Source organism: Streptomyces sp. NPDC016459, from assembly GCF_040632845.1.
GTDB lineage: Bacteria > Actinomycetota > Actinomycetes > Streptomycetales > Streptomycetaceae > Streptomyces.
Genome location: NZ_JBEYCR010000001.1, coordinates 114,952 through 128,856, shown reverse-complemented (window position 1 = coordinate 128,856; position 13,905 = coordinate 114,952). Strand labels below are relative to the sequence as shown.

At 70.4% G+C, this 13,905-nt stretch carries 13 protein-coding genes; 9 read left to right on the top strand and 4 right to left on the bottom strand.

Annotated elements, in window-relative coordinates:
- Nucleotides 1-18 precede the first annotated feature (18 nt).
- Nucleotides 19-2,106 carry a transketolase gene (gene tkt / locus ABZ567_RS00610; RefSeq protein ID WP_360782755.1) on the bottom strand — a complete coding sequence of 696 codons (2,088 nt, stop codon included), beginning with the start codon at nucleotides 2,104-2,106 and terminating at the stop codon, nucleotides 19-21.
- A gap of 312 nt (nucleotides 2,107-2,418) precedes the next feature.
- Between tkt and ABZ567_RS00605 the strand changes: the two genes are divergently transcribed.
- The 3 genes from ABZ567_RS00605 to ABZ567_RS00595 all read left to right on the top strand — a co-directional run bounded on the left by ABZ567_RS00605 (nucleotide 2,419) and on the right by ABZ567_RS00595 (nucleotide 4,988).
- The gene (locus tag ABZ567_RS00605; protein WP_360782752.1) at nucleotides 2,419-3,366 is read left to right on the top strand and encodes a heme o synthase; all 948 of its coding nucleotides are present in this window, start codon (nucleotides 2,419-2,421) and stop codon (nucleotides 3,364-3,366) included.
- A 125-nt stretch (nucleotides 3,367-3,491) separates the two neighbouring features.
- Nucleotides 3,492-3,812 (top strand): hypothetical protein, encoded by a 321-nt coding sequence (locus ABZ567_RS00600; protein ID WP_360782750.1) that lies wholly within the window; start codon nucleotides 3,492-3,494, stop codon nucleotides 3,810-3,812.
- Between the two features lie 75 nt (nucleotides 3,813-3,887).
- On the top strand, nucleotides 3,888-4,988 hold the full coding sequence (locus ABZ567_RS00595) for an amidohydrolase family protein (protein ID WP_360782747.1): 1,101 nt from the start codon (nucleotides 3,888-3,890) through the stop codon (nucleotides 4,986-4,988).
- A 258-nt stretch (nucleotides 4,989-5,246) separates the two neighbouring features.
- Here the strand turns inward: ABZ567_RS00595 and ABZ567_RS00590 are convergent, their stop codons facing one another.
- The 3 genes from ABZ567_RS00590 to ABZ567_RS00580 form a co-directional block, all read right to left on the bottom strand.
- Entirely contained in the window at nucleotides 5,247-6,215 is a 969-nt protein-coding gene (locus tag ABZ567_RS00590; protein ID WP_360782744.1) for a COX15/CtaA family protein, read from the bottom strand.
- 63 nt (nucleotides 6,216-6,278) lie between these two features.
- Nucleotides 6,279-7,043: an ABC transporter permease gene (locus tag ABZ567_RS00585; protein ID WP_360782742.1), complete on the bottom strand. Its 765-nt coding sequence runs from the start codon at nucleotides 7,041-7,043 to the stop codon at nucleotides 6,279-6,281.
- Nucleotides 7,040-7,981: an ABC transporter ATP-binding protein gene (locus ABZ567_RS00580; RefSeq protein WP_360782739.1), complete on the bottom strand. Its 942-nt coding sequence runs from the start codon at nucleotides 7,979-7,981 to the stop codon at nucleotides 7,040-7,042. Before ABZ567_RS00580 ends, ABZ567_RS00585 begins: the two co-directional genes overlap by 4 nt.
- A 180-nt stretch (nucleotides 7,982-8,161) precedes the next feature.
- Here ABZ567_RS00580 and ABZ567_RS00575 point away from each other — a divergent pair, with 180 nt between their 5' ends.
- The 6 genes from ABZ567_RS00575 to ABZ567_RS00550 all read left to right on the top strand — a co-directional run bounded on the left by ABZ567_RS00575 (nucleotide 8,162) and on the right by ABZ567_RS00550 (nucleotide 13,902).
- Nucleotides 8,162-8,887: a metalloregulator ArsR/SmtB family transcription factor gene (locus tag ABZ567_RS00575; protein WP_360782737.1), complete on the top strand. Its 726-nt coding sequence runs from the start codon at nucleotides 8,162-8,164 to the stop codon at nucleotides 8,885-8,887.
- Nucleotides 8,884-10,299: a Fe-S cluster assembly protein SufB gene (gene sufB / locus ABZ567_RS00570; protein ID WP_360782734.1), complete on the top strand. Its 1,416-nt coding sequence runs from the start codon at nucleotides 8,884-8,886 to the stop codon at nucleotides 10,297-10,299. Before ABZ567_RS00575 ends, sufB begins: the two co-directional genes overlap by 4 nt.
- Before the next feature lie 64 nt (nucleotides 10,300-10,363).
- Nucleotides 10,364-11,545: a Fe-S cluster assembly protein SufD gene (sufD, locus tag ABZ567_RS00565; protein WP_360782731.1), complete on the top strand. Its 1,182-nt coding sequence runs from the start codon at nucleotides 10,364-10,366 to the stop codon at nucleotides 11,543-11,545.
- Complete coding sequence (locus ABZ567_RS00560; protein WP_360782728.1) at nucleotides 11,545-11,862, top strand: bifunctional 3-phenylpropionate/cinnamic acid dioxygenase ferredoxin subunit; 318 nt, start codon at nucleotides 11,545-11,547, stop codon at nucleotides 11,860-11,862. Before sufD ends, ABZ567_RS00560 begins: the two co-directional genes overlap by 1 nt.
- A gap of 7 nt (nucleotides 11,863-11,869) precedes the next feature.
- Nucleotides 11,870-12,637: a Fe-S cluster assembly ATPase SufC gene (gene sufC / locus ABZ567_RS00555; protein WP_030205925.1), complete on the top strand. Its 768-nt coding sequence runs from the start codon at nucleotides 11,870-11,872 to the stop codon at nucleotides 12,635-12,637.
- Nucleotides 12,634-13,902 (top strand): cysteine desulfurase, encoded by a 1,269-nt coding sequence (locus tag ABZ567_RS00550; RefSeq protein WP_360782725.1) that lies wholly within the window; start codon nucleotides 12,634-12,636, stop codon nucleotides 13,900-13,902. The genes sufC and ABZ567_RS00550 overlap by 4 nt, the downstream gene beginning before the upstream one ends.
- The last annotated feature ends 3 nt before the right edge of the window (nucleotides 13,903-13,905 follow it).

The following is a 13,905-nucleotide window of genomic DNA, read 5'->3' as shown; positions in this document are numbered from 1 at the left end:
AAGTCGTACGTATGGGCGTCAGCGCGCGGCGGCGGCGATCGATTCCCGGGCGGCGGCGGCGATGGCCTCCGGCGTGAACCCGAACTCGCGGAACAGGACCTTCGCGTCCGCCGAGGCACCGAAGTGCTCCAGCGAGACGATCCGGCCGGCGTCCCCGACGTACCGGTGCCAGGTCAGACCGATGCCGGCCTCCACAGCGACGCGGGCCTTGACCGACGGCGGCAGGACGGAGTCCTTGTACGCCTGGTCCTGCTCCTCGAACCACTCCACCGACGGCATCGAGACCACACGGGTCGGGACACCGGCGGCCTGGAGCTGCTCCCGCGCCTCGACGGCAAGGTGCACCTCGGAGCCGGTCGCGATCAGCACGACCTCCGGCTCGCCGCCCTCGGCGTCGAAGAGCACGTAGCCGCCCTTGACGGTGTCCTCGTTCGGCGCGTACGTCGGCACGCCCTGGCGGGTGAGCGCCAGACCGTGCGGGGCGCCCTTGCCGAAGACCTTGGTGTGGCGCTCCATGATCTCGCGCCACGCGATCGCCGTCTCGTTGGCGTCGGCGGGACGGACCACGTTCAGACCGGGGATCGCGCGCAGCGAGGCGAGGTGCTCCACCGGCTGGTGCGTCGGGCCGTCCTCGCCCAGACCGATCGAGTCGTGGGTCCAGACGTACGTCACGGGCAGGTGCATCAGCGCGGACAGACGCACGGCGTTGCGCATGTAGTCGGAGAACACCAGGAAGGTGCCGCCGTAGACGCGCGTGTTGCCGTGCAGCGCGATGCCGTTCATCTCCGCGGCCATGGAGTGCTCGCGGATGCCGAAGTGGATCGTGCGGCCGTACTTGTCGGCCTCCGGCAGCGGGTTGCCCTCGGGCAGGAACGACGAGGTCTTGTCGATCGTCGTGTTGTTGGAGCCGGCGAGGTCGGCCGAGCCGCCCCACAGCTCCGGGATGACCGCGCCGAGCGCCTTGAGGACCTGGCCGGAGGCGGCGCGGGTGGCGACACCCTTGCCCGGCTCGAAGACGGGGAGCTTCTCGGCCCAGCCGGCCGGCAGCTCGTTCGCCTGGATCCGGTCGAACTCGGCGGCGCGCTCCGGGTTGGCCGTACGCCACTCGGCGAGCGACTTCTCCCACGCGGCGCGGGCCTCACGGCCGCGGTCGCCGAGCGAGCGGGTGTGCGCGATGACCTCGTCGGAGACCTCGAAGGTCTGCTCCGGGTCGAAGCCCAGGACGCGCTTGGTGGCCGCGATCTCCTCGTCGCCGAGCGCCGAGCCGTGCGCGGCCTCGGTGTTCTGCGCGTTCGGCGCGGGCCAGGCGATGATCGAGCGCATCGCGATGAACGACGGACGCTCGGTCTCGGCCTCGGCGGCCCTGATCGCCGCGTACAGCGCGGCCGGGTCCAGGTCGCCGTTGGCCTGCGGCTCGACGCGCTGGACGTGCCAGCCGTACGCCTCGTACCGCTTCATCGTGTCCTCGGACACGGCCGTCTCGGTGTCACCCTCGATGGAGATGTGGTTGTCGTCCCACAGCAGGATCAGGTTGCCGAGCTTCTGGTGACCCGCGAGCGAGGACGCCTCCGCGGAGATGCCCTCCTGGAGGCAGCCGTCACCGGCGATCGCGTAGATGTGGTGGTCGAACGGGGAGGCGCCGGTGGCGGCCTCCGGGTCGAACAGACCGCGCTCGTAGCGCGCGGCCATCGCCATGCCCACGGCGTTGGCGACACCCTGGCCCAGCGGGCCCGTGGTCGTCTCGACGGCGGCGGTGTGGCCGTACTCCGGGTGCCCGGGGGTCTTCGAGCCCCAGGTGCGGAAGGCCTTCAGGTCGTCCAGCTCGAGCCCGAAGCCACCCAGGTACAGCTGGGTGTAGAGGGTCAGGGACGAGTGGCCCGCGGAGAGGACGAACCGGTCCCGCCCGACCCACTCGGGGTCGGCCGGGTCGTGCCGCATCACCTTCTGGAAGAGGGTGTACGCGGCGGGCGCCAGGCTCATCGCCGTACCAGGATGGCCGTTGCCGACCTTCTGTACGGCGTCCGCGGCCAGGATGCGGGCGGTGTCGACGGCCCGCTGGTCCAACTCGGTCCACTCGAGGTCTGTGGTGGTCGGCTTAGTGCTCACCCTGGGTCAGGGCTCCTCTCCACATGTCTGAAGCCGGTGACTGAGGGTGTACCGGCGGTGTCGAGCCTACCCCCGCCGGACGTCCCTCTTTTCGTGTGCGTGCCCCTCAGATGAGCGGACAGAGCAAGACTGCCGCCGCCCGTGGCACTTCGCCTCCCGGGGCGTGTCCACGCCTTGGGACACACCCCCTCAACACGACCCCACCCCCGCGAAGATCGGTGTCTGGGCAACGTCTACAGTGGCGTGGTACGCGCAAGCTTCACCCCGCCTTCATCCGGTGAGCTTGCTGGGATTTCTCTGTCAGGGGTGTGCGTGACGGCCGTCGAGTCCCGACCCGCAGGGGTCGTCTTGACTCCCAGCCCGGGGGGCCATCGGCCGTTCGGGGCCCGCGTCAAGGCATACGTGGCGCTGACCAAGCCGCGGATCATCGAACTGCTGCTCATCACGACCGTCCCGGTGATGTTCCTCGCCGAGCAGGGCGTGCCCGACCTGTGGCTGGCCCTCGCCACCTGCTTCGGCGGATACCTCTCAGCGGGCGGCGCAAACGCCCTGAACATGTACATCGACCGCGACATCGACGCGCTGATGGACCGCACCTCCCAGCGTCCGCTGGTCACCGGCGTCCTGACGCCGCGCGAGGGCCTGGTCTTCGGCCTCACCCTCGCCGTGGTCTCCACGCTCTGGTTCGGCCTGCTCGTCAACTGGCTCTCCGCGGCGCTCTCGCTCGGCGCGCTCCTCTTCTACGTCGTGGTCTACACGATGATCCTGAAGCGCAGGACCGCGCAGAACATCGTCTGGGGCGGCATCGCCGGCTGTCTGCCGGTGCTGATCGGCTGGTCCGCCGTGACGAACTCGATGTCCTGGGCCGCGGTCATCCTCTTCCTCGTCATCTTCTTCTGGACGCCGCCGCACTACTGGCCGCTGTCGATGAAGGTGAAGGAGGACTACGCACGCGCGGGCGTGCCCATGCTCCCCGTCCTCGCCTCCAACAGGGTCGTCGCCAAGCAGATCGTCCTCTACAGCTGGGTGATGGTCGCCGTCTCGCTGCTGCTCACGCCGCTGGGCTACACGGGCTGGTTCTACCTGGCCGTGGCGGTGCTCACCGGCGGCTGGTGGCTGTGGGAGGCGCACGCGCTCCTGGCCCGCGCGAAGGCCGGCGCGACGGGCGCGAAGCTCAAGGAGATGCGCCTGTTCCACTGGTCCATCACCTATGTCTCGCTGCTCTTCGTGGCGGTCGCGGTGGACCCCTTCCTCCGCTAGGAATTCTCGGGCACGGTGGGCGTCCGCGCTCAGATGATCTGCTCGGCCCGACGGCCGGGTCACGTGGGATAGGCCACGTGGCCCGGCCGTCGTCAGTCGATCTACGCGTCGGTAGCATCGCTGTCATGGCAGAAACGAAGCACGAAGAGCGCAAGGCGGCCAAGCTCGCCAAGGAGATCCGGGCCTTCGCCAAGGAGCACGGCGGCTCCGAGGGGCACCTCGCGCACATCGGCCAGGCGGGCACCCGGATCGTCCTCGTGGGCACGGACGGCGGCTGGGGCGACCTCGTCGCGCCGACGTACGCGATCGCGCAGCAGGCCGCCGAGAAGGCGGGTCTCACCCTTCACGAGGAGTTCGACGGCGAGATCGCCGCCAAGGTCGTCACCGGACCGTACGAGTGGACCCGGATGGCCGGTATCCAGATCGGCGGCCCCTCCAACGGCTGAGGCGACAACCTCGCGCGGGGCTCACCCGTTAGGACGTGTGGAGACGCGACACGTCCACACAGGGAGCCCCCCGAGATGATCGACACGCCGAGCCTGGTGGACCAGTACTGCCACGGGGTGCTCCGTACGGAACTCGGCCTCGGCGCCTTCGAGGCCCACCTCGGCGCCCAGCTCGGCGGGGGCACCACCCTGCCCGCCGCGGGCACCACCTTCTTCGACACCCAGACCGGCTTCGCCGTGCGCCGCTGGTGTCCGCCGCTCCTCGGTCTCGAACCGCACTGCGCGCCCGCCCGCTACCTCGCCCGCCGCCGCGAGCTCGGCGTCGCCGAGGCGGGCCGGCGCCTCCTCCGCTCCTCCGGGATCTCCACGTACCTGGTCGACACCGGACTCCCCGACGATCTGACGGCACCCGCCGAGATCGCCGCGACGAGCGCGGCCGAGGCCCACGAGATCGTCCGGCTCGAACCCCTCGCCGAACAGGTCGCCGACACCTCGGGCACCGTCGAGGCCTTCCTCGCCAACCTCGCCGAGGCCGTCCACGGGGCCGCCGTCCACGCCGTGGCCTTCGCCTCCGTGGCGGGGGTGCGCCAGGGGCTCGCGTACGCGCCCGAACCGCCGGGACCCGGGGAGGTGCGCGGGGCGGCGGGACGCTGGCTCGCCGGACGCGCGGTCGGAGGCCGGCTCACCGACCCCGTGCTGCTGCGCCATCTGCTCTGGATCGCGGTCACCGCCGGACGCCCCCTCCAGCTGCACACGGGGGGCCGGGACCCGGCCCCGGTCGCCGGTTTCGCCGCCGCCACCACGGGCCTCGGCACCGACCTGGTGCTGCTCCACTCCTACCCGTACCACCGCGCAGCCGCACGGCTTACCGGCGCGCACGCGCATGTGTACGCCGACCTGGGTCCCGTCCTCGCGCACACGGGGGCACGGGCGGCGGCCGTCCTCGCGGAGGTCCTGGAGCGCGCGCCCTTCGGCAAGCTGCTGTTCTCCAGCGGCGCTCACGGGCTGCCGGAGCTGCACGTGGTCGCCGCGAGCGTCTTCCGCGGCGCCGTCACGCGGGTGCTCGGTGAGTGGGTCACGGACGGCGCCTGGTCCCGTACGGACGCGCAGCGGGTCGCCGCGATGATCGCGGGGGGCAACGCGCGCCGGGTCTACCGGCTCGCGGGGAGCCGGTAGACCCGGGAGGTGCGGTGGGCGCGGGGCCGCGCCGGTAGGGGAGGCCGGGACCGGGATGTCCGGCGCCGCTTCCGGTACGGGAGGAGGACCGGGAGGTCCGGGGCGCGGGTACGGCAGTGCGGGACCAGGAGGACCGGGGGCACGCGTGTGACCGGAGGGTCACCGGAGGTCCGGTGCCGAGCCGGTACGGCAGGGCGGGAGCCGGAGGGTCGCCGTTCTCGGGCCGTCGTCGTCCCAGGCCGTCCCGGTGCCGCCGTCTCAGGCCGTCGCCGGCACCGGTTCGGTCCGGGCCGGGATGTCGGCGGTGGGCAGGGGGCGCTCGCGCAGGCTCAGGGCGAGCCGCAGCACCGCGATCCACATCAGCGAGGAGCCGAGCATATGGGCGGCGACCAGGATCTCGGGGACCCCGGTGAAGTACTGGACGTAGCCGATGCCGCCCTGCGCGAGCAGCACGACCAGCAGGTCACGGGCGCGGGCCCGGGTGTCGACCGGGGCGTCGACCACGCGCAGGACCAGCCACATCGCGAGTGCGAGGGCGCAGACGACCCAGGCGGCGATCGCGTGGACGTGCGCGGCGTTCGTCCAGTCCCACGGCATGCGCGGGACGTCGCTGCTGTCGCCGGCGTGCTTGCCGGAGCCGGTCACGGCCGTGCCGAGCGCGATCAGCAGGGCGGAGACGATCGTGATGGCCCAGGACAGCTTCCGCACCGGCCGCGGCACGCGCGGGCGAGGGGCGGTGTCGCCCTCGCCGGTCCGGTGCCAGGTGATGACGGCGACGGTGAGCAGGGCGTTCGCGGCGAGGAAGTGGCCGGCCACGGTCCACGGGTTGAGGCCCATCCACACCGTGATGCCGCCGAGGACGGCGTTGCTCATCACGATCCAGAACTGGGCCCAGCCGAGCCGGGTGAGAGCGCGCCGCCGCGGCTTGGTCGAGCGCGCCGCGATGATGGCCCAGCCGACGGCCGCCGACAGGACGTACGTGAGCAGCCGGTTGCCGAACTCGATGGCGCCGTGGAGGCCCTGCTCGGGCGTGGCGAAGAGGCTGTCGTCGGTGCACTTGGGCCAGGTGTCGCAGCCGAGACCGGAACCGGTCAGCCGGACCGCGCCACCCGTGACGATGATGAGGACGCTCATCACGACGGCGGAGAGCGCGGCGCGCCGGAGCGTCCTGGGGGACGGGGTCCAGCGCCGGGCGATGAAGGCGAGGGGGGTCAGCACGCGCACCATCGTAGGGCGGTGCTTGTGCGCGCTTTCACGAGGGGGCGTATATGGCGGAACGGAACCTTACGGTTACTCCCAGCGGAAGAACCGCGCCGCCGCACCGAGCCCCAGGACCGCCCAGACGGCCAGGATCAGCGCGTCGCCCCAGGGCATCGACGCGCCGCCCTGGAGGACGTCCCGCAGGCCGTCGGAGAGGGCGGAGATCGGCAGCAGCGCGAGCACGTCGCCCGCGGCGCCGAACTTCTCCAGCGGGACGATGACCCCGCCGCCCACCAGGAGCAGCAGGAAGACCAGGTTCGCGGCGGCGAGCGTGGCCTCGGCCCTCAGGGTGCCGGCCATGAGCAGGCCGAGCCCCGAGAAGGCGGCGGTGCCGAGCACGAGCAGCAGCAGGACCGACAGGGGGTCGCCCTGCGGTGACCAGCCGAGAGCCAGTGCGATCACCGTCAGGAGCGCGATCTGGAGCACCTCGGTGACGAGCACGGACAGCGTCTTCGCGGTCATCAGCGCCCAGCGGGGGAGCGGTGAGGCGCCGAGGCGCTTGAGCACCCCGTACCGCCGCTCGAAACCGGTGGCGATGGCCTGGCCGGTGAAGGCGGTGGACATCACGGCGAGCGCGAGGACACCGGGGGCGAGGAAGTCGACGGCCCGGCCCGCACCCGTGTCGACGACGTCGACGGTCGAGAACAGCGTCAGGAGCAGCGAGGGGATGATCACGGTGAGGAGCAGCTGCTCGCCGTTGCGCAGCAGCATCCGGGTCTCCAGGGCCGTCTGCGCCGCGATCATGCGGCCGACGGGGGCGGCGCCGGGCTTGGGGGAGTAGGTGCCTGCACTCACGACCGGAGCTCCTTGCCCGTCAGTTCCAGGAAGACGTCTTCGAGGGTGTGGCGCTCGACGGAGATGCCGTCGGGCATGACGCCGTGCTGGGCGCACCAGCCGGTGACGGTGGCGAGCAGCTGCGGGTCGACGACGCCGGTGATCCGGTACGTGCCCGGGAGCGGCTCCGCGGCGGTCGTGCCGTCCGGCAGGGCCTTGAGCAGGGAGCCCAGGTCGAGTCCGGGGCGGCCGGTGAAGCGCAGCGTGTTCTCGGCCCCGCCCCGGCACAGCTCCTCGGGGCTTCCGTGGGCGGCGACCCGGCCGGCGTCGACGATGGCGACGTCGTCCGCGAGTTCCTCGGCCTCCTGCATGAAGTGGGTGGTGAGGACCACGGTCACGCCGTCGGCGCGCAGCTCGCGCACCAGGTCCCAGGTGGCGCGGCGGGCCTGCGGGTCGAGACCGGCGGTCGGCTCGTCGAGGAAGACGAGTTCGGGGCGGCCGACGACGGCGAGGGCGAGCGCGAGGCGCTGCTGCTGGCCGCCGGAGAGTCGCCGGTAGGTCGTGCGGCCGCAGGAGCCGAGGCCGAGGCGCTCGATCAGCGCGTCCACGTCCAGGGGGTGGGCGTGCAGTTTCGCCATGTGGCGGAGCATCTCGTCGGCCCTGGCACCGGAGTAGACACCGCCGGACTGGAGCATGACGCCGATCCGGGGGCGCAGGGCAGCCGCGTCGGCGACGGGGTCGAGGCCCAGGACGCGGACGGTGCCGCCGTCGGGCCTGCGGTAGCCCTCGCAGCTCTCGATGGTGGTGGTCTTGCCGGCCCCGTTGGGTCCGAGGACGGCGGTGACGGTGCCCGCGCGCACGTCGAGGTCGAGGCCGTCGACCGCTGTCTTGCTGCCGTACCGCTTGACCAGGCCGCGGACCTGGACGACGGACTCACTCGTGGGGGACTTGCCGCGCATGTCCGGAAGTCTAGAGAGGGTGCGGGGGATCTCCGGGCGCGGGGCCCCCGAGGCGGCGTCATTCGTCCTACGAATGATCATCGCCGCAGGTCAGGTAAGCCTTACCTGAGTGATGCACGGCACCGCCCACGCCGTGGACGTCGCTTGTCACTCCCCGATTAATTACGCAACAATGGCGTTGTGAAAAACGTTGGCGCGGCTCCCATGGAGGAACTCGCGACCCGTGAGCGTTCGACGCGCAACCGGGTCGCGCGATCGATCCTGGACCACGGGCCGTCGACCGTCGCCGATCTGGCCGGGCGGCTCCGGCTCACCCCGGCCGCCGTCCGCCGGCACCTCGACTCCCTCGTCGCCGACAAGGTCGTCGAAGCCCGGGAGAAGCGGGTCTACGGGACCCGGGCCCGCGGTCGCCCCGCGAAGCTCTTCGCGCTCACCGACTGCGGCCGGGACGCCTTCGACCAGTCGTACGACTCCCTCGCCGTCGAGGCGCTCCGCTGGATCGAGCGCAACGCCGGCGGGGAGGCGGCCGTCGCCGCCTTCGCCCGCGACCGGATCGAGGCACAGGGGGACGCCTACCGCGAGGCCGTCGAGGCGGCCGAGCCCGCACGACGGACCGAGGCGCTCGCCAAGGCCCTGACGGCGGACGGGTACGCTGCCACTGCGCGGAACGCGCCGGTCGGCGAGCAGCTCTGCCAGCACCACTGCCCGGTCGCCCACGTCGCCGAGCAGTACCCCCAGCTGTGCGAGGCGGAGACGGAGTTCTTCTCCCGCCTCTTGGGAACGCACGTCCAGCGTCTCGCCACCATCGCGCATGGTGACGGCGTCTGCACCACGTTCATCCCGCACAGCGCTCCACAGACCACCCCATCAGCATCCGTCAGTACGGCCGGGAGGAACCCCGCATGACCACCGAGATCAGCCACCCCGAGCTTGAGGGCCTGGGTCGGTACGAGTACGGCTGGGCCGACTCCGACGCGGCCGGTGCCACCGCCAAGCGTGGCCTCAACGAGGACGTCGTCCGCGACATCTCCTCGAAGAAGAACGAGCCCGAGTGGATGCTGAAGCTGCGTCTCAAGGGTCTGCGTCTCTTCGGCAAGAAGCCCATGCCGACCTGGGGCTCCGACCTCTCGGGCATCGACTTCGACAACATCAAGTACTTCGTGCGCTCCACCGAGAAGCAGGCCGCTTCCTGGGAGGAACTGCCCGAGGACATCAAGAACACGTACGACAAGCTCGGCATCCCCGAGGCGGAGAAGCAGCGCCTCGTCGCCGGTGTCGCCGCCCAGTACGAGTCCGAGGTCGTCTACCACCAGATCCGTGAGGACCTGGAGGAGCAGGGTGTCATCTTCGTCGACACCGACACCGCGCTGAAGCAGCACGAGGAGCTCTTCCGCGAGTACTTCGGCACGGTCATCCCGGTCGGCGACAACAAGTTCGCCTCGCTGAACACGGCCGTGTGGTCTGGCGGCTCCTTCATCTACGTGCCGAAGGGCGTGCACGTCGAGATCCCGCTCCAGGCCTACTTCCGTATCAACACGGAGAACATGGGCCAGTTCGAGCGGACGCTGATCATCGTCGACGAGGACGCCTACGTCCACTACGTCGAGGGCTGCACCGCCCCGATCTACTCCTCGGACTCGCTGCACAGCGCCGTCGTCGAGATCATCGTCAAGAAGGGCGGCCGCTGCCGCTACACGACCATCCAGAACTGGTCGAACAACGTCTACAACCTGGTGACCAAGCGCGCCGTCGCCTACGAGGGCGCCACCATGGAGTGGGTCGACGGCAACATCGGCTCCAAGGTCACCATGAAGTACCCGGCCGTCTACCTGATGGGCGAGCACGCCAGGGGCGAGACCCTGTCCATCGCCTTCGCCGGCGAGGGCCAGCACCAGGACGCCGGCGCCAAGATGGTCCACATGGCGCCGAACACCTCCTCCAACATCGTCTCCAAGTCGGTGGCGCGAGGCGGCGGCCGCACGTCCTACCGCGGTCTCATCGAGATCGGCGAGGGCGCCCCGGGCTCCAAGTCCAACGTGCTCTGCGACGCGCTGCTCGTCGACACGATCTCCCGCTCCGACACGTACCCCTACGTGGACGTGCGCGAGGACGACGTCTCCATGGGCCACGAGGCCACCGTCTCCAAGGTCTCCGAGGACCAGCTCTTCTACCTGATGAGCCGCGGCCTCACCGAGTTCGAGGCGATGGCGATGATCGTCCGCGGCTTCGTCGAGCCCATCGCCAAGGAACTCCCGATGGAGTACGCCCTGGAGCTCAACCGGCTGATCGAGCTGCAGATGGAAGGCGCGGTCGGCTGAGGCCCGCCCCCACCGAACGCAGTGACTGATTTCTTTTACGCAGGAAGAGAGCAACACGACAGCCATGGCTGAGGCTCAGAACATCCCGGTGGGCTCCACGACCGCCGGCTCGATCGCGGTGGCCGCTGACTCCACCGTCGCCACGCGCATGAGCGCGCCCCCGTCCTTCGACGTCGCGGACTTCCCCGTCCCGCACGGCCGTGAGGAGGAGTGGCGGTTCACCCCCCTCGAGCGCCTGCGCGGCCTCCACGACGGCACCGCCGTCGTCTCGGGCGAGGGCGTCAAGGTCGAGGTCGAGGCCCCCGAGGGCGTCACCGTGGAGACCGTCGGCCGTGACGACGCGCGCCTCGGCAAGGCCGGCACGCCCGTCGACCGCGTCGCCGCCCAGGCGTACTCCTCCTTCGAGAAGGCCTCGGTCGTCACCGTCGCCAAGGAGGTCGTCCTCACCGAGCCGATCCGCATCGCCGTGCACGGCCAGGGCGGAGTCGCCTTCGGCCACCAGGTGATCGAGCTCGGCGCCTTCGCCGAGGCCGTCGTGGTCATCGACCACACCGGTGACGCGGTGCTCGCCGCCAACGTCGACTACGTCCTCGGCGACGGCGCCAAGCTGACCGTCGTCTCCGTCCAGGACTGGGACGAGAAGGCCGTCCACGTCGCCCAGCACAACGCCCTGGTCGGCCGCGACGCCTCCTTCAAGTCGGTCATCGTGACCTTCGGCGGCGACGTCGTCCGCCTCCACCCGCGCGTGGCCTACGCGGCCCCCGGCGGCGAGGCCGAGCTCTTCGGCCTGTACTTCACCGACGCCGGGCAGCACCAGGAGCACCGCCTCCTGGTCGACCACAACACCCCGCACTGCAAGTCCAACGTGGCGTACAAGGGCGCGCTGCAGGGCCAGGGCGCGCACGCCGTCTGGATCGGTGACGTGCTCATCCAGGCCGCCGCCGAGGGCACCGACACGTACGAGCTCAACCGGAACCTGGTCCTCACCGACGGCGCCCGGGTCGACTCCGTACCGAACCTGGAGATCGAGACCGGCGAGATCGCCGGCGCCGGTCACGCCTCGGCCACCGGCCGCTTCGACGACGAGCAGCTCTTCTACCTGATGTCCCGCGGCATCCCGGAGATCGAGGCCCGCCGCCTCGTCGTCCGCGGCTTCTTCGCGGAGCTGGTCCAGCAGATCGGTCTGCCGGACGTCCAGGAGCGCCTCCTCGCCAAGATCGAGGCCGAGCTGGAGGCCTCCGTCTGATGGCCTTCGTCCGAGTCTGCGCGCTGAGCGAGCTGGAGGCCGACACCCCGAAGCGGGTCGAGGTCGACGGCACGCCGGTGTCGGTCGTGCACACCGAGGGCGAGGTGTACGCGATCAACGACATCTGCTCGCACGCGAACGTCTCCCTCTCGGAGGGCGAGGTCGAGGACTGCTCCATCGAGTGCTGGCTGCACGGGTCGAGCTTCGACCTGCGCACCGGCAAGCCCTCCGGCCTTCCCGCGACGCGCCCCGTCCCCGTATACCCCGTAAAGATCGAAGGGGACGATGTGCTCGTCTCCGTCACCCAGGAGTCCTGAGTCACCCATGGCAACGCTTGAAATCCGCGACCTGCACGTCTCCGTCGTAGCCGAGAACGGCACGAAGGAGATCCTCAAGGGCGTCGACCTGACCGTGAAGCAGGGCGAGACCCACGCCATCATGGGCCCCAACGGCTCAGGCAAGTCGACCCTCGCGTACTCGATCGCCGGACACCCCAAGTACACGATCACCAGTGGCACCGTCACGCTCGACGGCGAGGACGTCCTGGAGATGTCGGTCGACGAGCGCGCCCGCGCCGGCATGTTCCTGGCCATGCAGTACCCGGTCGAGGTCCCCGGTGTCTCGGTCTCCAACTTCCTGCGCACGTCGGCGACGGCGATCCGCGGCGAGGCCCCCAAGCTGCGCACCTGGGTGAAGGAGGTCAAGTCCGCGATGGAGCAGCTCCAGATGGACCCGGCCTTCGCCGAGCGCAACGTCAACGAGGGCTTCTCCGGCGGTGAGAAGAAGCGCCACGAGATCCTCCAGATGGAGCTCCTCAAGCCGAAGATCGCGATCCTCGACGAGACCGACTCCGGCCTGGACGTCGACGCGCTGCGTCAGGTCTCCGACGGTGTCAACCGCGTCCGCGAGACCGGTGAGGTCGGCACGCTGCTGATCACGCACTACACGCGGATCCTCCGCTACATCAAGCCCGACTTCGTGCACGTCTTCTCCGGCGGCCGCATCGTCGAGTCCGGCGGCGCCGAGCTCGCCGACAAGCTGGAGAACGAGGGCTACGAGGCCTACAGCACGAAGGGTGGCGCATCCGCGTGACATCTGCCCATCAGGGGCTCTCCGGCCTCCTCGACACCGAGGCGATCCGCAAGGACTTCCCGCTCCTGGATCGCGTGGTCCACGACAACAAGAAGATCGTGTACCTCGACTCCGCGGCGACCTCGCAGAAGCCGCGGCAGGTCCTCGACGCGCTCAACACGTACTACGAGCGTCACAACGCCAACGTCCACCGCGGCGTCTATACGGTCGCCGAGGAGGCGACGGCGCTGTACGAAGGCGCCCGTGACAAGGTCGCGGCCTTCATCAACGCGCCGAGCCGCGACGAGGTGATCTTCACCAAGAACGCCTCGGAGTCGCTCAACCTCGTGGCCAACATGCTGGGCTGGGCCGACGAGCCCTACCGCGTGGACCACGAGACCGAGATCGCCATCACGGAGATGGAGCACCACTCCAACATCGTGCCGTGGCAGCTGCTCTCGCAGCGCACGGGCGCGAAGCTGAAGTGGTTCGGCCTCACCGACGACGGCCGTCTCGACCTCTCGAACATCGAAGAGGTCATCACCGAGAAGACCAAGATCGTCTCGTTCACGCTGGTGTCGAACCTGCTGGGCACGATCAACCCGGTCGAGACGATCATCCGCCGCGCCCAGGAGGTCGGTGCGCTCGTCTGCATCGACGCCTCGCAGGCGGCCCCGCACATGGTCCTGGACGTGCAGGCGCTCCAGGCCGACTTCGTGGCCTTCACGGGCCACAAGATGTGCGGCCCGACCGGCATCGGCGTGCTGTGGGGACGGCAGGAGCTCCTGGAGGACCTGCCGCCGTTCCTGGGCGGCGGCGAGATGATCGAGACCGTCTCGATGCACTCCTCGACGTACGCGCCGGCCCCGCACAAGTTCGAGGCGGGTACGCCCCCGATCGCCCAGGCCGTCGGCCTCGGCGCGGCCGTGGACTACCTGTCGGCGATCGGCATGGAGAACATCGCGCGCCACGAGCACGCGATCACCGAGTACGCCGTCCGGCGCCTCCAGGAGGTCCCGGACCTGCGGATCATCGGCCCCACCACGGCCGAGGACCGCGGCGCGGCGATCTCCTTCACGCTCGGCGACATCCACCCGCACGACGTGGGCCAGGTCCTCGACGAGGAGGGCATCGCGGTCCGGGTCGGCCACCACTGCGCGCGGCCGGTCTGCCTGCGGTACGGAATTCCCGCGACCACGCGAGCGTCGTTCTATCTGTACTCCACCCCGGGTGAGGTCGACGCCTTGGTCGCGGGCCTGGAGCACGTACGGAACTTCTTCGGGTAGGGG

Bases quoted from the DNA above. Each gene is read 5' to 3' on its own strand.
- ABZ567_RS00580 (WP_360782739.1), bottom strand. From the start codon at position 7,981: ATGCGCGGCAAGTCCCCCACGAGTGAGTCCGTCGTCCAGGTCCGCGGC.
- ABZ567_RS00590 (WP_360782744.1), bottom strand. From the start codon at position 6,215: ATGGTGCGCGTGCTGACCCCCCTCGCCTTCATCGCCCGGCGCTGGACC.
- ABZ567_RS00600 (WP_360782750.1), top strand. From the start codon at position 3,492: ATGGCAGAAACGAAGCACGAAGAGCGCAAGGCGGCCAAGCTCGCCAAG.
- ABZ567_RS00595 (WP_360782747.1), top strand. From the start codon at position 3,888: ATGATCGACACGCCGAGCCTGGTGGACCAGTACTGCCACGGGGTGCTC.
- sufB (WP_360782734.1), top strand. From the start codon at position 8,884: ATGACCACCGAGATCAGCCACCCCGAGCTTGAGGGCCTGGGTCGGTAC.
- ABZ567_RS00560 (WP_360782728.1), top strand. From the start codon at position 11,545: ATGGCCTTCGTCCGAGTCTGCGCGCTGAGCGAGCTGGAGGCCGACACC.
- sufD (WP_360782731.1), top strand. From the start codon at position 10,364: ATGGCTGAGGCTCAGAACATCCCGGTGGGCTCCACGACCGCCGGCTCG.
- sufC (WP_030205925.1), top strand. From the start codon at position 11,870: ATGGCAACGCTTGAAATCCGCGACCTGCACGTCTCCGTCGTAGCCGAG.